The organism is Bacteroides sp. 224 (assembly GCF_010500995.1).
Taxonomy (GTDB): Bacteria; Bacteroidota; Bacteroidia; order Bacteroidales; family Bacteroidaceae; genus Bacteroides.
On sequence record NZ_QVMK01000012.1, the window covers coordinates 145,800 to 170,532 of the forward strand.

Here is a 24,733-nt window from a genome sequence, read left to right on the forward strand (position 1 = left end):
ATTTACGGCAACATCCTTCTATCCACCCAATAATAAGTTTCTCCATTCGAATCAAAAGATTCTGCTTTATCCAGTTCCTTTTTCATCTCCTTATAATAGTTTACCAGTTCCTCCAGTTGCTCGTTCGACATTCGTTTTTTTCGTTTCAAATCTCTTACTTGATATCTATTCAGCAGTTCATTGGAAACAGGACAGCCTGTAATACGGAACTGAGCTTCGGCAAGCGTTAAACGTTTTAGTTTTCGTTTCGATTCTTTGCAAAGCTTGCAATATTGAATAGGTTTGAGATATTGCTTCCTCAGGTGCTTACGAATTTTACGAGTGCCGGCATACTTACCTATACTATCCGGGCTTGCTTGTGGGGTTTCGGAAAATGCATCATATAGTTGTTCTCCTTCCAGTTCGGCAAACAAATCATCCTCCGGACAGTTACATGGCTTACGCTTTTGTTCCTTTTTTTTCTTAGCATCTACAATATATTCCACCTCGTGAGCAGAAAGAGAGGCGATGAACTCTTTTAACTCACTCAGTTCTTTTTCCGAGAGCATCAAGCGGTAATCAAGCGAATGGTTAATAGAGTCTTCCAATACCACAATCCGGGAGGGAACATTCCAACCGGGCATCTCATTAATAAAACCGGCTACCAGTTTCTTGTGGGGAATACGTCCGGGCATTATCTCGTGATGGCGCAGAAACAAACTATCAAACTGGGTACGGTTGTTTCCTACAGTGCGGAATGCTTTCGACATGTATTGTATCACACTGCTGTGATCTTCGCCAATCTGTTGCAGCAAAGTATCAATATTATTGGCAAGAATTTCCATAGGAAGCACTTCTTGTTTCTGAGGAAAGAATAAAGCACCTTGTGTGATGCTGTTTTTAGGAAAATCCAATCGGTATCCGTTATTTTGCATTTCGCCTACTTCGGTATAGTAGTTGGCGCGACGAATTTGTTCGGGGGAGACTAATAGGTCGCATTTGCTTTTCAACATCGCATCGGCATACGAGCTGATCATCGTTTCTATGTCCAGTACAAAATTGTTGTAATCATCTCCATCATCGGCATACACTTGGAAGCCGATGACGCGACAATTGTTCTTCAATAGCTTTTTGGCAAGATCGGGCTGAATGCCGTCACCGGAAAATCCTTTTTCGCCAATGAGTACAATTACATTGGTGGCACTTTTCTGATCTTCCAATAGTTCCAATGCTTTGTTTAATCCTTCCCATGTATTGCGCTCCGGAAAAGCGATGGGAGCAAGCTTGGCTTTGTTGTTGGCCTTGTCGGACAAGAAGTTAATCATCTGTGAGTAGTCCGGCGAAAATCCACTGCTTATAGGATGAGATAGGAATGTAGCATCATCAAACGTAAGTACGCTATTGAACTGAAATGTGTAAGAATGATCTAAGCGTTCAAACAGAGATTGCAGGTTTTGGAGAGCATTCACTATCTGCGGAAACTGCGAAATGGTGTACTCCTTGCCCTCAAAAACGAAAGAAAAATTGATTCGTTTCAGATTGCGGGCAATGGTGCGGAACTCTTTATGTGATATCTGCCCGCCATTAACATTGAATATATAGTTGTTGCTGTAATCGAATACTGGCAAGGTCAACCGGGTTTTAAAGGCTATCAGAGAGTCTTTCCTTGAATAAGAAGATACAGGACTGAAACGAATACTTGGGTATTGGTCTGTTAATAGTTCGCCAAACTCTGTCATATCTTCGGTTACAGGAATTTCTTCTCCCTTGCGAATAAAGAAACGTTTGTTTTTTTGTGGAATGGTAGACAGGTTAACGTGCAAACCGGTACCTATGTTTTGAATCAGCGAATTATCTACCCAGCCCAATATATCCTGCAAGGCTTCATCGGGTTTGATATAGGGTTTGCGTGCCAGCAAGGTCATATTTCCGTCTTCTGATTGTTTCAATTGATAAACTACACTGAAAGGAGAAACGGTGCCTACCTGCGATTTGAGTTCCAAGTCTTTATAAAGCAAAAGGGAGTCGGACTTGACATATTTTTCAGGCTCATTGATCGAAACGGTATCGGCAAACACAGTCAACATCTTATTTTTGCGACCACTGGCAATATCGGTCACCGACTGGCTATTGAGCAATAACTTAGACTTGGGTACCCAGCCATAGTATTCTGCTTTTTTATATTCCAACTTTCCATTTTTCAGAATATCGGGCGTGTATTTAATCAGTTTCAGGTAGTCTTTTTTACTGCCAATCACTAAAAAAGGATCTAAATAGTCCATATCCTTAGCTTTTACCTTTCCTCCTCGCTTATTGAACGATTCATTCTTTTCGCGGTCGGAATAAACTACCCAAGGGTCTTTGTTCAGGTCGCTATAGGGGGCTTTGATATCGCCCACGCAATAGTTTTGGGAATATTTTCGAGGGATTTTCTTTACACGGGTAAAGCGGTGCACGGGGCCACAGGAGGTAATAAGCAGCAAAAAAGCAGCACACAGGGTTATTTGAGTCTTTTTCATTCCAAATCCGTTTGAATCACAATAATCTTACTAATACACTCTTCGAAGGCTTCCATTGTTACCAATACATTTTCGATTTTTACTTTTTTCCGTCCGATTATCTTTAATCCCTGGCAATAAGAGTAAAAATCATTTTTCTTGTTATTGTTAACTACAACCAACGTATTGGAATCACCACATAAATACTTTTTCAGAACATAATTGTAGTTAGTATTGAAGGGTTTTTGATCGACAATGGCTTGCAGCTTTTCTTTGATATCGTTTCCTATGATGGATGAAACATCAGTAGAATCATTATCCGAGTATTGCGGTATGATAGTAATCGTATGCAAAACCGGGTATTTGGTTTCTTCGGTACGCAAAGAAACGGTGTATTGCCCGGGAAGCTCGTAGCGATAAATCGTATTTTTCTCATGAGCATCTACCTTGCCCGACTCTCCGAACTCCCAGCGCCACTCTTGCGAAGGGCCTTCACCGCGAAAAGTAATATATTCGCCTTGTAAAGCACTTGTGGGGGCATTGATGCGAACGATTTCATCTTGATCACTTTTCACTTTAGACCGAACAGTAACAAGGAACTTTTTCTCCAACTCACCATTTACAGTCAAGCGTATTTGATATTTGCCTGATTCAGAGAAGATGTGTGTACCACTTTGCAAAGGTGAACTTTCTCCATTACCAAACTCCCAGAGCCAATGGCGAGCTCCCTGGGTGCTATCGGCAAAAGAAACAGGCATACCCGGCTCTACATCAAAAGGAGATATAACAGCCCGAACTTCTTTAGTATAGACACAAGAGCGTATCCAGAAAGTGATTCCAATACAAAATGCCAGTGTGAGCAGAATCACATATATACGATGATTGAGTAATTTTTGCATAACTACTTTTTTCGGTTTTTAAGTTCATCATTCTTTTTCTGAAGACCGATTTCGCACTCTTCCAGGTTTCTACGAAAGCGGATGATATTTTGCTGTTTACTCCAATACTCTTTGCGGTCGGCAAACCACATATTATAGAAATTAGGAAGCTGATTGAATATTTTGTACCGACCATCATAGTTATGGTCGTCATACAACCGTCGGATGTCATTCAGATAAAATTTAATATCACTCTCTTCGTAACTGGCATTTACACCGGGGTCGAAAGCTTTAATCTTTCGGTAGATGGAATCGACTACTATCAGTTGTTGGCTTTGCAAAGCCTGAAATTCACGGATACGATCCATCTTAGAGATCACAAATTCTTTGCGAGTGCCGGTTTTTCCTTCCGAATAATAGAACAGGAAAAAACAGCAAGCCAGTGTAGCTGTTATAAACAAAACTGATACATAGATAAAACCAATTATTTTTTCCCGTCTATTGCGAGTATTCTTTTTCTCCATATTTACATTTAATTAGTTTACGCTGATTCATCATCTACTTTCTATATTTAGAGACACTCTCAGCCCTTAATTCGTAATTCCTAATTCCTAATTAACACTGATTCCTCCCAGCGTCAACTTCCGTGCCGTCTGCCTGTTTTCTTCTGTACATTTCAACAGGTCGGTTCTCACCATTTCCTCTTCTTGTTTTGCTAAGCGAATAGAATCTTTGATACTTAAAAAATCATTCAGTTCATTTACCAGTTTCCAATAAAGGCGTACGTCTTTTCTATCCATGTCCTCCATCAATGATTGAGTTTCTTGTTTGCGACGAATCACTGCATTCAAGAGTTGAGCATCATTCAGGTTGGTATTAAATAGATTGGCATAGTAATAAAGAGAGTCGATGCTATTGGCTATATCGGCTTGGCGGATATAAATTACATCATACTCTTCGGTTTTTTCTACAATGCGATTGACTTCTATCTGTGAGGTTTGGAGATAACAGAAATAAATACATACACCAACCAGTACACAGATAGCCAGATAGAAGGAGAACCAGCCGTAGCCTTTGTAGATTTCTTTGTTGTTTTTCGCTTTCATATATGTCTTTGTTTTATTTGTAGAAATTATTTTTCTCCAACCATTCTTTGGCAGCAGGATAAGAAAGTAATTCTTTCTTTAAAAAACTGCCCGGAGGAGTGGTAGGAATTAAACCTGTTTCTTTATTTTTTGAGTAACACAATTCTATGTAGTGAGCTATATAAGCAGCAACCTGCAATTTCTCTTCAAGAGAGAATTCAATTGCTGTATGCAGGATATGGCAACCATAATCGTAAAGTAGTTGAAGTAATTGAGTATTATCACAGGTAGAATTGCCGGCGATGTACTGGATTAAGCCTTTTCGAATTTCAAGTTTACCACTGTTTTTGATGGCAAAAAGGTTGGGATATGGAAATTCGGATGTATTTTTTGATGAAAAATAGTTTTTTGATAATTGCTGAAGTACTGCTTTATTTAGTTTGTAATTGATGTCATAACCGAAAGAAATGATGAGCTGTGTAAGAAAAGGTAGATCGTTTTCAATCAGCCAAGTCAGACTATTGTTATTGTTGTGGAAAATGAAATTATTCCAGTGGAGTGTTCTTTCAATTATGCTATCTGTTACTTCTAAGGTAGATAGCGGAAGGATTATGTTTTCCTGTTTGGAGAATAGGATGTCTTCGTAATCTGAAAATGTAAAAAGTAGGAATTGTGGGTAATCAAGCATATTCGCGCATTGATGCACGGTGCTCATATCTATTCGGATTGTTTTTTTGATGCGTTCTCGAAAAGTATGGACATCAGGGAATGAATAGTTCCTTACTCTTAATCCCTCAATATAGAAAGGGATTTGGAAGAGACATTCATTTAAAGTATTTTCATCCATATCAGTTTGTTTTATTTTCATCTTTTTATCATTCACCACGTATTTAGTCCCCTACGCAAAACCATAAATTGTTAAAGTATCGAACAGGTTCATTCTTCGTTTTTTATATACCATATAGGATCGATTTATTTAATAGAAATATAAGTCAGATGCGCAACTATACTTGTAGTTTCTCTATTAATTCCACCAATAATGATGGGAGATTCATGTCCTTTACTGTTGTTGTTTAATATTTTATCACAAGGAACATTCGATTCTATTTTAGTTTTTCTTATGCTTAATAATAAACGTTCAACAGGGATGCATATTTCATTTGTTTCGTGGACTGGAGCAAACATTTGAACAAAAAACACCTTGCAGTATATTGGCTCTTTTATCTCAGAAAGCGCCCCCTTTATATTAAACATAATTCTGTAAGAATATAATTTCCCAATTTGTTTCTCGAAATATACATCACCTGTTATTATGATAATATTTGCACATTTTTTTTCTCTACAATGTATATCTTGATATGTAAAATTAGGCTTATCTGTGGCCACAAAAAACAACATATATTCATGTCCTGGATTGAATAATTCTAAGTTTTTATCAGATAATATTCCTATAGCACCTTCTTTTTTTATATCTATCTCATCATTGACATCAAGTATAGCTTCTGATAGTTTTATATTTGGTGTTTTTTTTAATCCAATATAAAAAGGAATTGAAGTAAATGTATATAAAAACACAAATAGAAAAATAGTAAAAAAGCCAAGCGACAATCTGTACTTTTTCATCAACAGACATAATATTGATATTACAATATTAACAATGAGTATAATCAATATTTTCAAAAACATTACTTCGAATTTTTAATGGATTCTTCTAAAAAATCAGAGGCGGATTTGCCATTTGATATAATCTCAGTAAACATGTGATAAGCATATCCATGGCTTTGTTTAGATTCAAAGCAAATATCTGGTCCTTCTTTAATTTTCCATTGATTCCCTAAATCTGCAATGATATCATCTACATTAATTCCCTCTGCATTTGCAAATATATTAATCCAAAAATCTGCCCCTACTGGAACTGGGCTTCCACTATACAAATCTGCAAAGATTAAGGGTCTTCCTCTAACTGGATCTAATGTTATCAGCATTTTAACTTGATACCCTCTTTTAGTAAGCATTTTGGAGAGATGCGCACCATTCCAACCTCCAAGACTATGACCCACTATATATACGGGAATATTTACATTATCAATCTCTTTTATTACATATTCTTCAATATCACTTTTTGGATATAATTCAGAATATCCCAAATAAACAGTATGACAATCGATTTTTGCACATTTGCCAATTGTGGTATCAAAAACGTTTTTTACATTATCCATTATATTAGTTGGATCTATTACAAAGCTTTCTTTATCTCCTGCCCCTCCGACAAAAAAGACAACAACTTTTTTCTTAACAATTGTATTCTTACTTATTGTCTTTGTTGGTTTATCCAAATATGGCATTACAATAATCTCTTTATCATTCCATTCTTCTTTAATGAAAACTTTAATTTTCTCACCAACCTGCATTTGCAGATATTGTACATCATCTACTTCTACTATCCATTTAATGTAACTTTTATCAATTCCAGATATCGCATTTTTTGTTTCTACTTTATACTCAATCTCTGATTTTATGGTAGTAATAGATTCTCCTATAACAATCCAGTTGGCAACCTGGCATTCACAACTTATCTTAGGAGTATGTATATTAAGGAATGGCATAAATATAATATTTTTTCCATTCCATTCTTCTGGCACATTGAATACGATTTCGTCTCCTTTCATGATTATTCCATCAATGATTAAGCGTTCATCATCGTTAATTCCTACCTTAACCATCCACTTAATATCCTTTTTCACAGAAGGGAGTACTTTCTTTTCTTCAACAGAATATTGATTAACCTTCAATTTTATCTTTTGCCCAACTGCAACTTCCGATGAATCCGTACCAACTCGTCCAACACCTCTTATCCGAACATTTGTATTACATTTATTTTCCACATAAAAAACAGTACTTTGCAGAATGGACTTAAAATCATTAATATAAGCATAGAACTTAATATACTTTCCCACTTCCGATTTCTTAAATGTATAAGTTATCATCGTTTTTTTCGATATTTCAATCGGAAATCCATCATCTTTGAGCGCAAACAATAATCGCAATGGATTCTTTTGAGCGTCCTCCATTTCGATAACTTGTTTGTTCCATGTTATCAATTTATCAGAACTATTGAAAAGCTTTACTCCTTCTATGTTCGCAAAAATTGCCTGCCAAGTATTGGGAGAGACGATGTATATATATTTATTGGTTGTCATTTTAAAATATTAATCTTTTAATAAATCAATAAGTTCTTTATTACCTAAAGAAAGTGCAATTTCATAAGCATTCATTTCTTCTTCTGAATCATCATAACATGTCGCTAATTCTCGTTTATTTTTATCAACCCCACGATCCAATAAATATTTGACCATTTTTGTATTATTCTGGCGTACAGCTGTGGTTAAAACAGTATTCCCATAACAGCTATTTCCCTCTAAAGCAGTATCTTTAAAATCTAACAGATCTAATATTTCATAATCATTAAGATAAACAGAAGCTATAAAAAAATTTAATCGATTTTCCCAGTCTGGTTCTATTTTTTTAAAATTTATTCCATATAATATAATTAATCTATAATCAATATGATAGTTATGACTAAATCCACTATCTATGTATTTAGTATCCCAATCGCTGATATCTATTTTTTCTTTTTTGCAAATATGAGATAATAGCAGATTAAGACTGTCAGTTTTTTCATTTCCTAAATACTCCAATATTAAAACAAAATTATCCTTTTCGATTGTTTGATATAATTTATTTGTTTGTTTACTTTCTGTTTGAGTCTTACAGCTAATAAAACAACAAACCAACATTGTCAAAAATATTAATTTACTCTTCTTTCTCATACTTACAAATCTCTTTAATATATTCCTTATCAATCCAACCTTCATTAGTATGCCCTCGTGGTATTATCTTATATTGAGTTGTGCTTTCTTCCAATATAGTTACAACCTCTTGGATTCTAGGTTCACTTAGATTTGTTTTACTTTTTTCTGGAATCGTAGTATGTTTTACTACCCATTTCTTATCGGACGCAGTATTTCCATTTGAAAAATTGAGAAGATATGCACCTTTTATTGTCCCTAGCCAAATACGTTCAGTTCTTTCTCTTTTTTCTTTTTCGTCTGCTTTATATGTACAGTCTTTAATATCTTTATATTTACCAGAATCTGACGTTGTTATTAAGTTACCATTTATAAAGGCTGTTCCTTTTAATGTGGATTCTGTTTTACAGTAAAATTCATTTTTTTGATAATTAGTCTTATTAAACTCTCTACAATCTATATGCACCCATGATGTTGCAGTAAATTCATTCGTTTTCACCGTTTCCTCTATTTTTTTTCCAGGATTGGATTTATCGTCTTTTGTTACTGTTTTTTCTGTATAATACGAAGCTAAACTGGGCTCCATACAAAATTTATTATTCCCTGATGGCGTCCACCGAATACGAGCTCCACAATATATTGAGAATAATTCTCTTACTTTGTCTGCCCTACTTATATATGTTCCGGATGATCCTGAAAAGTGCATATCCACAGCATTACCCATGTGATTTGTAGTATTTCTTCCTTCTCTTATGTTGTCTGCAATACATCGATATACAGAACTAAACTTTTCAAGTTTAATCCCATCTGTTGTCTCCACTTTATCTAAATAAAATTTCATCGCTGAAAGTGTCCAAAGCAAAGATCTGTGAATGCCCGGTTTTTCCGGACCATTTTTATTAAGACTAGCTAAGGATGCTCTATCTTCTCCAAAACCCTCTGTACATTTATGGTCTTTACCTTTTTCTTTTTTTGTTGTTAAGCAAGGACATTTTACATTAAAATTAGCTTCTGTTTCAAACGCTATATAATAAGTTTCGCAAAACTCATCTAATTTTTCGAGAAAATGTTTGCAAACAAGGCCAGTCTGTGGAATCTTCATGTAATCTCTTTGAAATTGTTTCACAGCATTTTCTGTCTTTTTTGTAAACTTTTTCTCAGGAAGAGGGTTGCCGTTTTCTCCAAAACCAGCTAAACGTATATTTAATTCTTTTATTAGATCGCTATCTGCTGAATTGCTACTAATACAATTAGCACAACATTCAACTACAATTGTATTTCCAATAAACAATTCTGTCTTATCTGATTTAACATTAATTATTAATATTTTTCCATAGAAATTTTCATCAATTGAAATGGAGTTTTCTCCTTCATCTTCTGTGAACAGTTCATTATTTACTATTTCTATAGTTAAGGTTTTTATTATTTCTGCATCTACTTTATCTTCTTTTATTTCTATTGTTAACTTATCTCCATCACTAAAACCTTCTGTTTTTATTTCTATATAAGAAACTTTATCTTTGTACTCCAATATTTTCTTATCTTCTTTCTCCTTATTCTTCCATTTCGCATATAAGATTTTTGGGGTAGCCACAGTTGCAGGTGTGCCAATAGACAAAGAAGCAACTTCGACTTGTTGTTCACAAGGAAATATAACTTTTTTTTCATCTGCATCCGAATTATTTTCTTCACTCCAATTATTTGTTTCCGAATTTTTATTCTTTCCCTCAATATCAGAATTTGTTTCCTGAACTTTTGATACTAAAGTAGCTGAACTTTCAGATTGAGTAGTATCTTGCTCTTGCTGAGAAGAATTATTCTCTGATAATGAAACGATTTTGTCTTTAACCGCTTTTATTGATTTAGCAATAGCTACGATTTGCATATTTGTTATTACCCACATAAGTCATAGAGTTTGATGTTTAATTTCCAATTTCCGTTCTGATGATATGTAAAAAAAACGTCTTTCATTTATTCTTTTATCATCCGTTATTATATAATTAATAACTTTAAAAAAATCAATTGATTGCTCTGCCGTTAAATTCGGAAAAACTACATTCACAACATACGGATCATAAAACCGAAAATAGATATAACTTTTATCCTCTTTTCTCATTCGCAAAAAACGCCTTAAATGCTTACGCAATTCATCAATATCGAGCGAAGATGACAACCAAGTCACTCTTCGTTCAATCGGATCTTTTTCTTTTATTGTCTGCACCAGTTTCTCATTAGTGGATATATCAACAAGGTAAGGAGCTACACTCCATAACTCTTCACCTGTTGAGCCTCTGAATAATGATCTGTATTGAATAGTGGGGTCGAGAAGCAAAATGTCAATATCTGTACCCCATAGAGCGGCATCAATAAGTACATAGTTAGGAGATAAGCCCTTACTTAGGAAAGTTTCGCTTTCTGCATTTCGTTTTTGCACGAGTTCTTCTTGACGCAGGGCATCTATGTCTTTTTTAACTTCGGGGAGTATCCATGTATTCATATCGCTATTTTTTATTTGCAGTGTATTTTTATCAACATTATACCAATTACTTCAATACTCTAATATTGGTAAACCAAAAATGACTATCTTTAAAGAAAAACCAAACAATTATATTGTCAAATTGATAATTGATGGATTCTATTTTGATGGATTTAGAATTCATTTTTTTAGCATAAGAAAACTCTTTTACATGTTTGTTTGGCTTCCCAAATTTATCAACAAATTCGTTCAATCGTGATTGAGAAGTTATTCCATTATAAAATTGAATTTTCTGATAATTTTCAAAAATAACTTCTTCCAAAACATACTCTATAGGAGGATCACCCTCCAACCATTGACTAGAAAAACGAAACAATAGTCCTGTACTGTCATTTTTGAAGGTAATATTAGAATGCCAACATGACCCAGTGTCTCTATCAGCATGAGCATCATTTTGTTCCTTTTTTAATATGCCTAAATTTTTATTCTCTTTAAAAAAAGAAAAATCTTTTAAGTTGGAATGTCCTAACTTTAGTTCGCTAATATTCCATTCTTGATTTATAAAAATAGTATCGCACATTTCTTTTAAATCAATATTAACTTTCATATTGTCAGCATTATTCTTTTTTGCACAACCAATAAGAAAATAGAACAAAAAGCATTGTAGCATAATTTTTAAATATATATTCATTTAAGTCAATAATTAGAAATTAAGCTTCGATCGTTTCTCATAATATCCCACTGCCATTTAAAGAAAGAATACATTTTTCCTTTATGTATATTATCTCCAGAAGAAGTTCCTCTTGGTCCCATTTTCCATGTATAATCCATGTAATTATCTGTATAGCCGTGATGAAATTTATATGGAGAAAGATTAGAAAATGGATGTAATAGAGAAAGAGTGTGTCCACATTCATGAATAAAAGTTTGTCCATTTATTAAAGCACTTCCAAAAACAACATAAGCATTCCCCCATTGTATAGGAGTCGCAGACAGGTTTGCATCTGCGATACCTGAAGTGTTTCCTGCTGATATTTTTGTAAAAAAAAGATATGTTCTTTTGTTTGAGTTCCCATTGATTCCTCCTTGAGGTGCATGAAAACCATAATTATTATAGAGCGTTATGATATCTTTAAGGAAGTTATCAGCTTGCGAAGCTCTTATTTGTGATTGAGGATTAATATAGTTTCTTTTAAATATATTGACATCACTATTAAGTGGCAATTTGCTTATGTCAAATTTAGTATCCACTTTAACCTCTGTTCGTATTAAGGCTTGATTAAATGATTGATTTTTAAACATATACTGATAATCATCTTTTAATTGAGCAGGTGCATTATCTGTGATAACATTGACAACAACAATTTCTGCTTTAGGTATAATATTATTCTTATATACCATTAATTTTCCAATTTCTCTTTTCTGGGTACCCAATTGAGCAAAAACCTTTATCTCTGTATGATTATTCAATGTTCCTCCCACGCACTTTATATTAATAACCTTTTCTTTTAAATAAGAAACAATTATTGTTGATCCTAGTGTCTTTGTTTTAGGATATATTGCTGTAAAATCTGACAGTTTAATTTTCGATGGTGTTATTTTTAAATATTGAGAGTTTCCAGACTCAAAAACAATTTCCGTACTACTTCGGTCAAGGGAAAGATCATCAATTTCTTCTACTTCTATATCCAGATTTATTCCATCTTTATGCATAGTAGACCCATGCGTAAATTGGGCATTCGTAGTATAAGGGAATATGGTTAGCCAAGCAGGATAATAATCTACATTATATGGGGTTATTGGGTTAACAACATCTTGTCCGTATGCAGAGGGTAATAGTAAATGATCTTTGCAAAGTGGAGTAGGAGCATTGATTACTGTTCCATTTGTATCATGTGTTACAATTTGTAAAGGATGAATGTAATCATCTCTTAACCAATCAAAGCCATACTTCCCATTGTAATCATTTGGGCGCCTAAAATGAACTATAAATTTTTTTAATGGAATGCTTATACTATTACTGACTTGTCCAACAACTCTGCTATTTTTTCCTGGTTTTGAGGTGGCTGTAAGGGCTGTTTTTTTCATATAACTTTATTCGTATTTGAATTTAAAATTATCTATATAGGCTGTATTATCATCTTCAACCAGTAAATTTTCAAATATTAATTGAGAATTTCCATTGTCAAATTTTCGACCTTCCTCTGCATCAATAACAATATCTATCATTTCACCTGCTCCACCTTCTTCCACATCCACGCAAAGTGTTACCTCTTTTCCCTCTTCCAATTCAGATAAAGTTCTTGGTTCCCCTTGTTCATCCATCCAATATATCTTCAATATCTTCGGTTTCTCTTCTCTTTTTCTCTTCTCACACTCCTCACAAAACGGCACCGCCTCCAATGCTGCCTTTCTCAGCGCATCTATCTGTGGCGAACTTGGATTTACCACCACCTTATTTGACTTCATCTGCCCCGAATTCTGAAAACTAATCATCCCTCCACAAGCACATTGAATCTTTGATGTATTTAACAATGGATTCCCTCCCGGCATCTCCACCGAAGCCACAAATCCCGTCCACATAATAGGAGCAGGTACACAAGGTGGACTGAATGGCTTCAATTTGCAAGTGCCAAAAGGCATGATATTCGTATTCGGTATTTTATCCGAAGTGGTAGCCACAGCGTTACCTTGTATAAATGATAAAGTATTACTGGTCACTTGTAATACACTGGGTGCTGCACCTCCTGTGCACACCAGTATGGCTCCTTTGGTTGCATACTCACTCATAACGATCTTTCTTATTGATTCTGCTTAATGGTACCTGCTTTCATATCTATCTTACTACCTCCGTTCATCTCAATCTTCGACGAAGCTTTCACAGCAATACTCTCGCCTTGTTGTGTAAATTTGCCCGAACTTTCTTCCGCAATGCTTGCTCCTATAACTTCAATCTTATCGCCACTTTCGGCATGAAGCAGATTTTGAGCAACAACATTAATACTATCACTAGCTTCAACCTGGATTGTTTCAGCCTTCATGACTATCTGCTTAGTTTCCATCTGAATAAGTTCGGGGGCTAAAAGATAGATATCCTGACTGGACGCAATTTTTATTGTACCTTTTTCTTTCTCTACACTAATTGAAATAGTATTTTCATCGTTATGTTGCAGAATTACAGTGTATTTCTCCTCATCTTCCGAATCTGTAAATTCTAACTTACTTCCACTGCGAGTAGTAATACTTTTACGATAGTTATTATCTCCTCCTCCTTCTGTATTTTTTCCATGAAACATACTCCCCATCACATAGGGTCGGTTAGGATCGCCAAACTCGAAGCCTACCATCACCTGATCTCCTTCTTCGGGAATGAATACCATTCCCCGGTTCTTTTCTACAACACCTACTTTCTTAGTACCATAGCCTACAATTCCTCCGGCATCGGGGCTCATCACACGTAGCCAAACATCACCAACTCTATCTTGTGCAAAAGGAAACTCTACCTGCACCCGACCTAATTTCTCCGGGTCATTGTTTTTGATGACTGTTGCCAAAATAGAACTGGCTACAGGCATTCTCAGTTCAGGAGTTGGAACAAACTGCAAATCAGCCGGAATGGCTTCAAACTCACAACTATAACGATGATTCTCGTCAATACGATGGGTGACCTTAACCACTCTATATGTACCTAACTCTGACGTACCCATGCCCTGAGGTATTAATATGGTAAGTAATCTTCCGATACGTGGGTCGCATGTTTTAGAAATACCTCTTACATATACACTGCGAGAGGCTGTTGCCGTTTTCCGTCGCTCCACCATATCATCCAGTGCACCTTTATCTTCTACGGCAAAAGAGGCCGGCAGTAGAGTAGGTCTATTAGTTACCAGCTCTGCTGCTTTTTGAGCAGCCACATCTAAGTATTCGTTTGAGTTCTCAATTTTATCTGGCGATGTCTGTCGAAGAATTTCATTTTTAGCAGGTAGATATTGATAATTAGTAAATGTATTAGCCAGCAATCGCGAACCAAATTGAAGTGTCACTATTTCTCTGTCGTACATTACTTCAAATGGTGCCCAATCTTTATGAGTACCAAACACAAGATCTCGCCCGGTGTAGTATAATGTTTCGCCCGATATAGCCGATAATCGTTGCAAGAACTCCCAATCGCTTTCATAATACTGCATCAGGAAATTTAAAGATACATTATATCTTGGAGCATTTACAATTGATAAAATATCTTCTTGTACACCTTTAGTAACTTCTTCTACTACATCTTGCAAAGACATTTTTCCGAAAATATCCAATCGTTGGCCTCTTTCCAGCAAATTGGTTGGACTGCAACCTTCCAGTACCAGATAACCAGACTTTCCTTCCCGAGCTTCGGTATATACATTGTCTATCACACCTCTAAACTCATATACCCATGCGCTATCGTCGCCTTGCTGCAAATCAATATCAAGTGTTTGTCCCATCAAGGCTATCTGGTTTGATAAATCACCGAATAACGATTGATTGGCCACATCATAATCTAATACTACTTTAAATCGATGGTGTTGACCAAACTCCTGATTCAGTTCCAAGGAAACAACATTGCTCATTTTGTCTCCTTCAATATACACAAATGCATTAGTAATGTGTCTTTCATCTAATAAATTCGATGTTGCCATATCTTTTTTGTTTTTTATAAGTTTCTAAGGTTATAAAGCTGTGTTAATACCTAAATAGGCTGTATGATCTCTGCCCGATAAACGGAATTTCGTTTCAGATTCATTTATGTGATAACGAACCTGCACATTCCGGTCAAATGGTATCATCAGGCTAATTAATTCTTTTAATATTAAATCATCGCTCCGGTTTGACTCAAAACGTTTCATCTTTTCAAGATTTACCGGACCAAGATGAATTAGTATATCAGGACTTGCATATTCTGCTGTATCGCCCAATACAGATGTAACCCCCAATCGCCAGTCTCCCAATTTCACTCTGTCTTCGGGACCTAATTGTCGTTTCGATTTGCCACCTTCTTTAATATGTACCCATAAATGCTCAATCCTCTTTCCCAAAACGCTTCCACAAACGTTCAGCCTTTTTAGAATCTATCAATTCATCCAAAATATAAATACGGTAACGTAGCTTTAGCTCAGATTCCGGTCTTAAAGTATAAGCCTGCTTTTTAGTAGGAGAAAAATTCCACATCATATCTCCCTTTCCCGAATTGGCTTTTTCGTCCCAAATACGAAGAGGTTCGGGATGATTCAAATTAGAAGGATGCGAAAGAATAAGTATACAGGCATTACTATGATCTCCTTTTCCTTGATAAAAAGCCCAGCGGGCATCGGTATTATCTGCATCTTTTTGGGTAAAACCTTCGGAGGTCTTAAAATCGGCACGACCGGGTGTCCAGTCTTCACGGGTACGAATCACCAATCCCCCATACCTATAACATTCCAAGGTGATGGGTTTCTCTGTAGCACACTTTAAAGTAGTTATATAATCCAGGTAATAGCCGGGAATAGAGGAGTTACCAATCTCAATTTTCAGATTTTCAATCATAGCGATTTGCTCGTTTTGCGAATCCGGATAAGCAACATGGTCTAATATAGCGCTAAATCCTTGAGTAGAACGATCGGTAAACTCTCTAAAACGTACCGTACCTTGTTTTTTCGCCACATTCCAAAAATCTATTTCTTTTCCATCAAAAGTAGTTTTAGTCCATGCATACCAAAGTCCGTAGTGATGATAATGATCGGAAGGCGAAAGGTTGGTAAGCGTTTCTCCATTCAAGCTCTTTATAGGATGAAAAAAGCCACTGCGTTTATACACCGAATCAATGCTGGTAGGAGGATACGTCATTCCATAGTTATAGGTAAACAAACGTTTTCCATCTCGTTCAAATTTCAAAGAATGACCATTGTCTATCAAAATATCTGAGCTGGTAGTAAGTTCGCAACTCACTAAAAATAAAGCGATGAAAAATAAGATATATGTTTTCATTATCAATATGTTATCTGTAAAGGATATCTGCACGTTGGCATAAAAATACAAATATATGGGATAAATTCATAAATAGAAACCACTTAAATAGTGTATTTTTGCATTATAACCAACAATGTAACACCATGAATTTTCGTCGTATACCTTTTATATTGACTCTCTTATTTTTCGCAATTATCTTAAAAGCCGCAGAGGCAGATGAGCTACAAAAGATCCGGGAAAATTATATCCGATCTTTAATTAGCTTCAATAAAGAACCGGCCAACCTTGTAAGACTTCTGACTGCCCTCCCACCGGAAACAGAGATTTCCGATCAGGCGGTAACCGAACTACACCAACGTTATCCGTTTAACGTAGAAAAGATAACAAGCTACATGAAGGAAATGCGCCCCAACGGATCATGGTCTGATATTAATTACGAAGATAAAAAGCGTTCCGGCTGGGAACCTAAAATACATGCCGAACGCATCTTGGAGATGACAAAGCTCTACCGTTCCAAACAAACCGACTACTATCAATCTCCCTGGGTAGAAGAAACAATACACAAAGCGCTGAACTTTTGGTTTATTACCAAGCCGATGTGTTTGAACTGGTGGCAAAATCAAATTGGTATTCCCAAGACATTAGGTGGGGCTTTCCTTCTATTTGAAGATAAACTGAACCCGGAAGAAAAAGAAGGTGCGATAGCCGTTATGTCACACGCCCGATTTGGTATGACAGGACAAAACAAAGTGTGGCTGGCAGGCAATGTCATGATACGTGCCCTCTTACAAAACAATTTTGAATTGGTTCGGGAAGCACGAGATATCATTGCCTCTGAAATTGTTACCGGACAAACAGAAGGTATTAAAGAGGATTGGAGTTTCCACCAACATGGCCCTCAACAACAATTTGGGAATTATGGAATGTCATTTATTTCGGGAATGAGCTTCTTCTCCGGTGTATTTAGTGGCACTTCTCTTGCATTCAGCAACGATCAACTCAATATTCTTTGCTCGCTATTGGAAAAAGGATATCGTTGGATTTTATGGAATGGGTATATGGATATTAGTTCCTTAGGACGACAGCTATTCCATAATGCGCAGATTCATAAAGGTTTCAGTGTAGCCTTTGCCGCCGCCGGGTTGGCAAACAGTGGATTTCCCGAAGCAAAAACAATCTCGCAGGAAATAGAAAATGATAATTATCATTCCCCCACCTCCGGCAATCCGTTTACAGGGCATAAGTATTTCCCGAACTCCTTGTATAGCACTCATCGGACACCTAAATGGATGACTTCCCTGAAAATGTCTTCCAAACAGGTTATCGGCACGGAACTGGTAAATGAAGATAATCTGAAAGGCTACTACATGGGTGATGGTGCCACCTATTTTTATATACGAGGAGATGAATACCTGAATGATTTCCCCTTCTGGGATTGGCGAAAAGTGCCGGGAGTGACAGCCTACGAAAACACGGAAGCAATTCCCCGTAAAAGCAGAACTCAAAACCGAAACAATACAGATTTCGTAGGAGGAGTTACAGATGGTAAATATGGACTTGCCGTAATGGACCTCGATCTCGACGGACTTCGCGCCCGGAAAACATGGATATTTACAGATAAATTTGTGCTTTGCCTGGGCCGGGGTATTCAATCAGATAGCACGCTCACAGTAACTACCGCCATAGATCAACGCGGAAAACAAGGAGCGCTTTCTGTGCTGAACGGCAAACAATGGGAAGCTATAAACGGAAACAAAACCTTTACATCCGCTCAATCTCGTTTCTTTCACGATAATACCGGATACATTGTGCTTGGGAAAAGCAAAGCAGTGGCAACATCCGAAAACCGTTCCGGACAATGGCATGACTTTATGCAAATGTATCGCCCCAAGCTTGAGGAAAAAGAAATGATTATGCTACACTTAGATCATGGCGCAAGTCCTAAGAAAGCAACCTATCAATACCTTGTGTTACCGGGAGCCAGTCAAGAAGAAACTGCCGGGTTTGATGTCTCTTCCATTCAGTTTATGAAAGATGATAAAACTGCGTTAATAGTTTCCGTTCCGGCCATAGACAGTTATTTTATAGTAGCCTATAAACCTTTTAAATTCAACTATAAAAAAGGACACACTTTTAAAGCCGACGCAGCAGGCATTTACTTAATAACAGGAAACAGATTGCATCTACCTGTTCTTTTTGCTTAAGTACTTTGTTTCATTCCCTAAGTAGCATACTTCTTATGCCACTACCTATAAGTTATTTCCCTTATCACCGCCATGATAAATTATTATCATCAGCATGATATGAATTTATCACGAGCATGATAAATATTTATCATGTACGTGATAAAGAAACTAACAGGTATATTATACACAAGAAACCAGCCTACTTTACGAATAGAACCAGCTACCTTTACAGATAGTATAAGCCGCTATAGTTGAACCAAATTTATGGAGTATGAATAATGCAGATCTAAAAACGGTTTCTAAGTAAACACGACTCCGGTAAACTAAAAATCTGTTCCATCATCTGCCACTTCTCGGCTGATGAAGCCGATGGATCTGCTTCCTGAAAAATAGACATATATTCTTCCCATTTCTCTTGAATAGGCATTTTTGCCAATTTGGCAAAGGCACTATCCCACTCAAAATCCAATGGAGTTTCTACCACCATAAACAGGCGTGTGCCAATCAGGAATATTTCCATATTAAGAATGCCGATGCTACGGATTCCTTCGCCTACCTCCGGCCAAAAATGCTCTTTACTATGACGTTTTTTATATTCTGCTATCAGATCGGGGTCGTTCTTTAAATCTAATGTTTGGTAGTAACGTTTTGTGGGGACGTTGTATATTACACTTGGGTATCCTTTTTCTTTTTGATTCATGAGGTTTTCTTATTAATGAATGATGGATAAATACAAAGAAACGTATTTATTTTGAAGATGCTTGATACTATAGACATATTTATATAATACTATTTCGACTAAGTGTCTTCTAAAAAAACACATTAATCAGGCAACCACTATCAATTTATCACAAAACACGCATCCAAAACAGCTTTTAAAGCAATTAGCACTTCCATAAAATCAAATATTCACCACTCAACTAAACAAAAAGTAAGATACTACCCTATTTTATTTCATTTTTTTGTTTATCTTTACCCACTGAAAAACAACCTATTTTATTGTTTGTACAAATTATCGACTTATAAGTTAGTTGTACTAAAGTAAATAAGCTGAATAATTCTGCAACAATAAAAGTTAACCAATAAAGACTTATACTTTAAATGAGCCAACATCTAACTGACTCCACATCTGTGGTTAACAAAACTGCCAGACAGTTTACACGTGTGCTTGAGATCATTGAAAAATATGATCACGACAAGCAAAGACTCATCACTATTCTTCAGGAAGTACAGGAAGAATACCGCTATTTGCCACAACAAGTGCTTACTTACATTGCCACTGCGCTCGACATGCCGGTAGCCGAAGTATTTGGCGTTGCTACTTTCTATGCTCACTTTTCTTTGGAAGCCAAAGGGAAGTATGTAATTAAGGTGTGTGATGGAACAGCCTGTCATGTAAAAGGCTCGTCCAGACTCATTGATACGGTTTGCAGTAAGCTCAAACTTTCTAAAGAAAAACATACCACTGATGATATGCTTTTTACATTAGAAGCTGTTAGCTGCCTGGGAGCCTGTGGTTTAGCTCCTGTAATGGTTATTAACGAACAGGTATATGGCGAAGTCAGTGCCAAAAGATGTGAAGAAATCATCGATCAAATTATACAGAACGAAAATAAATAAGTGCAGCTATATCTCATTTAAATCTCTAAAAAACGTAACAAAATTATGGATACAATTAATCTGAATCAGATACAGGAATCGTACAATAAGGCTGCCTCTCATGTAAAAAAACGTATTATTATTTGTGCAGGAACAGGCTGCATCGCTAATGGATCATTGAAAGTATATGATGCCTTCGAAAAAGCGCTGAAAGATGCCGGACTTCCACAATTCTTCGACCTTGAACTAAATCGACACGACGACAACGAACACACGTATCAACTCACTGGAAGTGGTTGCCAGGGTTTCTGCGGACAGGGACCTCTGGTAAACATACTTCCGGATGAGATTATGTACACTAAAGTAAAACCGGAGGATGTGCCCCGTATTCTTGCGGAAACCATTCTCAAAGACCTTATTATTGATGAACTGCTGTACGTAAACCCGGCAGACGGAAAAAAGAGCCGCGGACAAACCGAAATTCCTTTCTATAAAAGGCAAACCCGCCTTGTATTGGGCGAATGTTCTCATTTAGACCCGGGCAATATCAGGGAATACATTGCCCACGGTGGGTATTTCGCTGCGGAAAAAGCATTCACTCAAATGACACCGGAAGAGGTTTGTAACACCATTCTTGAGTCCGGACTACGCGGACGAGGGGGCGGCGGTTTCCCCACCGGTAGAAAATGGCTTTTCACCTTACAGGAAGCAGGCCCAAAGAAATATGTGATCTGTAATGGAGATGAAGGCGACCCGGGTGCTTTCATGGACAGAAGTCTGATGGAAGGAAACCCACACCGCGTACTGGAAGGCATGATGATTGCTGCCCGCGGAATTGGAGCAGACGAGGCTCATGTGTACGTGCGCCTGGAATATCCTCTGGCTATTCGACGCATGCAAAAAGCCATCAAAGATGCCATGCAGGCGGGTGTATTGGGCGAAAACATTTTCGGAAGCGGACACCGTATGTATATCCATATTATGGAAGGTGCAGGTGCTTTTGTTTGCGGTGAGGAAACTGCTCTGATAGCTTCTATCGAAGGTAAACGAGGAATGCCCAAGCCTAAACCACCCTTTCCGGCTCAAAAAGGTTTGTTTGGCAAACCAACTGTTATTAATAATGTAGAAACCTTGGCGGCTGTTCCATTGATTATTCGCAATGGTGCTTCCTGGTTTAATCAATATGGTACGGAAAAATCAAAAGGAACTAAAACATTTGCTCTAACCGGACACGTAGCTAATACAGGTTTGATAGAGGTTCCTTTCGGAACTACCCTTCGGGAGATTGTTTATAACATCGGTGGTGGTGTAACAAACGACGAGGGTAAAGTTACCGATGAAGGTTTTAAAGCCGTTCAAATAGGTGGCCCCTCCGGCGGCTGTCTTACAGAAGATCACCTGGATATTGAAATCGACTACGATAATCTGATAAAGAATGGGGCTATGGTAGGCTCCGGAGGAATGGTGGTGATGAACAAACAATCGTGCATGGTGCAGATTGCTCGTTTCTTTATGAACTTTACGCAAAATGAAAGCTGCGGAAAATGCGTTCCATGCCGGGAAGGTACCAAACAGATGCTGGCTCTTTTAGATGAAATTATAGATGGTACAGCTACCGAAGATAGTTTCGAACTTCTTCAGGAAGTGGCTCAGGTAGTTAAGAAGGCTTCGCTCTGCGGATTAGGGAAAACGGCTCCAAGCCCGGTTATCTCTACTATCAATCGCTTCCGTGATGAATATCTGGAACACATTACAGGTAAACGATGCGCAACCAATAATTGCAAAGCATTGGCCGATATCTCTATTGATCCCGACAAGTGCACCGGTTGTACAGCCTGCGCACGCAAGTGTCCTGTTGGTGCTATCAGCGGAGAAAAGAAGCAGTTGCATGTAATCAATCCCGAAGTGTGTACTAAATGCGGTGTTTGCGCTACTACTTGTAAGTTTGGTGCAGTGATAGGATTTTAAAAGAACCTTCAATCTAAAACAATCATGGAAAATAAAGGATTTATTAATATAGACGGAATAAACGTTCCGATAGAAAACGAAAAAAACATATTGGAAGTTATCCGCAAAACGGATATCGAACTGCCCACTTTTTGTTACCACTCTCATTTAAGTACGTATGGTGCTTGTCGCCTTTGTGTGTGCGATATTGAGGGGATGGGCATACAAGCCACTTGTACCATTGCCCCCAAAGCCGGCATGACTGTGCGCACCAACACGGAAGAAGTGCGTAAAATACGAAAAATTAATTTGGAACTTCTGCTGGCCAATCACGATATTAGTTGCCCCAGTTGCTCGCGTTCCAACAATTGCAAATTACAATATTTGACCCGTCGGTTAGGGGTTGATAAAGTTCGCTTTAAAAAGATAGATAAAAAATTACCTGTCGACAACAAATCGAGAAGCATTGTTCACGATCCGAACAAATGTATTTTATGCGGCGATTGTGTAAGGGTCTGTAAAGAAATACAATCTGTAGGTGCTATTGATTTTATTAACCGGGGTTCCAAAACACGTGTGGCACCTGCCTATTTAAAGAGTCTGGCAGATGTAGAGTGCGTGTATTGCGGTCAGTGTGTTTCTGTTTGCCCGGTGGGAGCCCTTATTCCACGTCAGGAAACAGAAGAGGTTTGGGAAGCCATTCACGATCCGAATAAATATGTGATTGCTCAACTGGCTCCTGCCATCCGGGTTGCCTTAGGAGAAAGTGAAGCTTCCGGCTCCGATGATAGCGCTGTTAATACCGGACAAATTGTGGCTGCCTTAAAACGTTTGGGTTTCAATCAGGTATATGATACCTCATTTACTGCCGACCTAACCGTATTGGAAGAAGCTACGGAATTTATCGGAAGAAAAGTAAAGGGAGAAAAGTTGCCGCTGTTTACTTCTTGTTGCCCAAGCTGGGTGAAATTCACAGAGCAGTATTATCCCGAGTTATTAACAAACCTTTCTACCTGCAAATCTCCGCAACAGATGTTCGGAAGCATTGCCCGCGAAATATTACCGGAGCTATTAGGCATTAAACCCGAACAATTGGTAGTGGTTTCTGTAATGCCATGTACAGCCAAGAAATTCGAAGCCAAACGCGAAGAATTTATTCATGATGGCATAGCCGAAGTAGATCATGTTCTAACCACAGAAGGATTAGGAAGAATGATTCACGAAACAGGTATCCAACTCAAGAAACTTCAACCGGAATCATTCGATATGCCTTTAGGCTTTAAAACCGGTGCCGGTGTTATCTTTGGAAATACAGGAGGTGTGAGCGAAGCCGTACTGCGCTATGCATACGAAAAACTTACAGGCGAACGCCTCACCAACTGCGATTTTAAACAAGTACGCGGCATGGACGGCATACGCACCGTTGAACTAACATTGGGTGACATACACCTAAAACTCGGCGTAGCGCATGGATTAGCCAATGCCCGCAAACTTTGCGAAGAAGTTAAAGCCGGAAAATCCGATTATGATTTAATAGAGGTAATGTCTTGTCCGGGTGGTTGTATTGCAGGAGGTGGACAGCCGGTGAGCTTTGATCCGGATTTCCGTGAAAAGCGAGCCAAGCTATTATACAATGAAGATAAAGCTTTGCAGTTGCATAAATCTCAGGATAACCCATACATCAAGGAGTTGTATAGTAACTTCCTGGGCGAAATTGGAGGACATAAATCTCATGAGTTACTACACACACATTACCACAGTCGTAAGCGCATTGTGAATGAGCAAATCAGTATTCGTAATATTGAAAAGCCCAAAATAACAGTAGCTGTATGTGTGGGTAACAACTGCTTTATGAAAGGATCGCAAGAGTTACTCAAAAAGGTGCTCAAGCATGTGGTTGAAAACAAACTGGAGGATATTGTCGGCTTCGAAGGACAAGAAGAAATGGTGAATCTAAAAGCTACTTTCTGCTTCGAACGATGTGATCGGGGACCCGTGGTAAAGGTAAACAACAAGATTATCGAACATGCTACATACGAGGTGATTATTGAGGAAATTTATAAGGAGATAGATCGATTATAAAAACATTGACCTGCATAACCGCCAGCTACTCGGCCATACAGATCAATGGAAAATAGGTTTTTTGTAAATCTTCGAAGTACTTATTCAGAGAGAGGCAAATAAGTGCTTCAGGTAACAAACATGTAAAGAACCAGTGAAAAATTAACAAGGGTTTGTTGTTGAACACAAAGGTAAAAAAGCATTTCTTATCTCCACTATCCATCAGAGATATGAAA

21 protein-coding genes are annotated in these 24,733 nt (G+C 37.4%); 4 read left to right on the top strand and 17 right to left on the bottom strand.

Features of this window, described 5'->3' with window-relative positions; genetic code table 11:
- Positions 1 to 2 precede the first annotated feature (2 nt).
- The 16 genes from tssR to D0T60_RS08165 all read right to left on the bottom strand — a co-directional run bounded on the left by tssR (position 3) and on the right by D0T60_RS08165 (position 16,722).
- Positions 3 to 2,498 (bottom strand): type VI secretion system protein TssR domain-containing protein, encoded by a 2,496-nt coding sequence (gene tssR / locus D0T60_RS08090; protein WP_163217656.1) that lies wholly within the window; start codon positions 2,496 to 2,498, stop codon positions 3 to 5.
- On the bottom strand, positions 2,495 to 3,376 hold the full coding sequence (locus tag D0T60_RS08095) for a PKD domain-containing protein (protein ID WP_163217657.1): 882 nt from the start codon (positions 3,374 to 3,376) through the stop codon (positions 2,495 to 2,497). The genes tssR and D0T60_RS08095 overlap by 4 nt, the downstream gene beginning before the upstream one ends.
- 2 nt (positions 3,377 to 3,378) lie before the next feature.
- Positions 3,379 to 3,879, bottom strand: a complete 501-nt coding sequence (locus tag D0T60_RS08100; RefSeq protein WP_163217658.1) for a type VI secretion system transmembrane protein TssO — start codon at positions 3,877 to 3,879, stop codon at positions 3,379 to 3,381.
- Positions 3,880 to 3,966: 87 nt separating this feature from the next.
- Positions 3,967 to 4,461 carry a type VI secretion system TssO gene (tssO, locus tag D0T60_RS08105; RefSeq protein ID WP_163217659.1) on the bottom strand — a complete coding sequence of 165 codons (495 nt, stop codon included), beginning with the start codon at positions 4,459 to 4,461 and terminating at the stop codon, positions 3,967 to 3,969.
- Positions 4,462 to 4,474: 13 nt separating this feature from the next.
- Positions 4,475 to 5,308: a hypothetical protein gene (locus D0T60_RS08110; protein ID WP_163217660.1), complete on the bottom strand. Its 834-nt coding sequence runs from the start codon at positions 5,306 to 5,308 to the stop codon at positions 4,475 to 4,477.
- Positions 5,309 to 5,412: 104 nt separating this feature from the next.
- Positions 5,413 to 6,063, bottom strand: coding sequence for a hypothetical protein (locus tag D0T60_RS08115; RefSeq protein WP_163217661.1), 651 nt, complete (start codon positions 6,061 to 6,063; stop codon positions 5,413 to 5,415).
- Between the two features lie 62 nt (positions 6,064 to 6,125).
- Complete coding sequence (locus D0T60_RS08120; RefSeq protein ID WP_163217662.1) at positions 6,126 to 7,640, bottom strand: hypothetical protein; 1,515 nt, start codon at positions 7,638 to 7,640, stop codon at positions 6,126 to 6,128.
- 9 nt (positions 7,641 to 7,649) lie between these two features.
- Positions 7,650 to 8,270 carry an ankyrin repeat domain-containing protein gene (locus D0T60_RS08125; RefSeq protein ID WP_163217663.1) on the bottom strand — a complete coding sequence of 207 codons (621 nt, stop codon included), beginning with the start codon at positions 8,268 to 8,270 and terminating at the stop codon, positions 7,650 to 7,652.
- A complete protein-coding gene (locus D0T60_RS08130) occupies positions 8,254 to 10,134 on the bottom strand; it encodes a peptidoglycan-binding domain-containing protein (protein ID WP_163217664.1) in 1,881 nt (626 codons plus the stop codon). The genes D0T60_RS08125 and D0T60_RS08130 overlap by 17 nt, the downstream gene beginning before the upstream one ends.
- A gap of 21 nt (positions 10,135 to 10,155) precedes the next feature.
- Entirely contained in the window at positions 10,156 to 10,746 is a 591-nt protein-coding gene (locus D0T60_RS08135; protein ID WP_163217665.1) for a DUF4123 domain-containing protein, read from the bottom strand.
- Positions 10,747 to 10,792: 46 nt separating this feature from the next.
- Entirely contained in the window at positions 10,793 to 11,332 is a 540-nt protein-coding gene (locus D0T60_RS08140) for a hypothetical protein (protein WP_163217666.1), read from the bottom strand.
- A gap of 89 nt (positions 11,333 to 11,421) precedes the next feature.
- Entirely contained in the window at positions 11,422 to 12,813 is a 1,392-nt protein-coding gene (locus D0T60_RS08145; RefSeq protein ID WP_163217667.1) for a hypothetical protein, read from the bottom strand.
- A gap of 6 nt (positions 12,814 to 12,819) precedes the next feature.
- Positions 12,820 to 13,515: a DUF4280 domain-containing protein gene (locus D0T60_RS08150; RefSeq protein WP_163217668.1), complete on the bottom strand. Its 696-nt coding sequence runs from the start codon at positions 13,513 to 13,515 to the stop codon at positions 12,820 to 12,822.
- Between the two features lie 11 nt (positions 13,516 to 13,526).
- Positions 13,527 to 15,395 (bottom strand): type VI secretion system Vgr family protein, encoded by a 1,869-nt coding sequence (locus tag D0T60_RS08155; protein WP_163217669.1) that lies wholly within the window; start codon positions 15,393 to 15,395, stop codon positions 13,527 to 13,529.
- 30 nt (positions 15,396 to 15,425) lie between these two features.
- Positions 15,426 to 15,791 (bottom strand): type VI secretion system baseplate subunit TssG, encoded by a 366-nt coding sequence (locus D0T60_RS08160; protein ID WP_163217670.1) that lies wholly within the window; start codon positions 15,789 to 15,791, stop codon positions 15,426 to 15,428.
- Positions 15,775 to 16,722, bottom strand: a complete 948-nt coding sequence (locus D0T60_RS08165; RefSeq protein WP_163217671.1) for a PmoA family protein — start codon at positions 16,720 to 16,722, stop codon at positions 15,775 to 15,777. Before D0T60_RS08165 ends, D0T60_RS08160 begins: the two co-directional genes overlap by 17 nt.
- 125 nt (positions 16,723 to 16,847) lie before the next feature.
- On the opposite strand from D0T60_RS08165, the gene D0T60_RS08170 reads away from it, so the two are divergent.
- Positions 16,848 to 18,908, top strand: coding sequence for a polysaccharide lyase family 8 super-sandwich domain-containing protein (locus tag D0T60_RS08170; RefSeq protein WP_163217672.1), 2,061 nt, complete (start codon positions 16,848 to 16,850; stop codon positions 18,906 to 18,908).
- A 268-nt stretch (positions 18,909 to 19,176) separates the two neighbouring features.
- Here the strand turns inward: D0T60_RS08170 and D0T60_RS08175 are convergent, their stop codons facing one another.
- Complete coding sequence (locus D0T60_RS08175; protein WP_163217673.1) at positions 19,177 to 19,590, bottom strand: L-rhamnose mutarotase; 414 nt, start codon at positions 19,588 to 19,590, stop codon at positions 19,177 to 19,179.
- A 401-nt stretch (positions 19,591 to 19,991) separates the two neighbouring features.
- Here D0T60_RS08175 and D0T60_RS08180 point away from each other — a divergent pair, with 401 nt between their 5' ends.
- The 3 genes from D0T60_RS08180 to D0T60_RS08190 are packed head-to-tail and all read left to right on the top strand — an operon-like array spanning position 19,992 to position 24,518.
- Positions 19,992 to 20,510, top strand: a complete 519-nt coding sequence (locus D0T60_RS08180; protein WP_163217674.1) for an NAD(P)H-dependent oxidoreductase subunit E — start codon at positions 19,992 to 19,994, stop codon at positions 20,508 to 20,510.
- A gap of 45 nt (positions 20,511 to 20,555) precedes the next feature.
- Positions 20,556 to 22,457, top strand: coding sequence for an NADH-ubiquinone oxidoreductase-F iron-sulfur binding region domain-containing protein (locus D0T60_RS08185; protein WP_163217675.1), 1,902 nt, complete (start codon positions 20,556 to 20,558; stop codon positions 22,455 to 22,457).
- Between the two features lie 24 nt (positions 22,458 to 22,481).
- Complete coding sequence (locus D0T60_RS08190) at positions 22,482 to 24,518, top strand: NADH-dependent [FeFe] hydrogenase, group A6 (RefSeq protein ID WP_163217676.1); 2,037 nt, start codon at positions 22,482 to 22,484, stop codon at positions 24,516 to 24,518.
- Positions 24,519 to 24,733 lie beyond the last annotated feature (215 nt).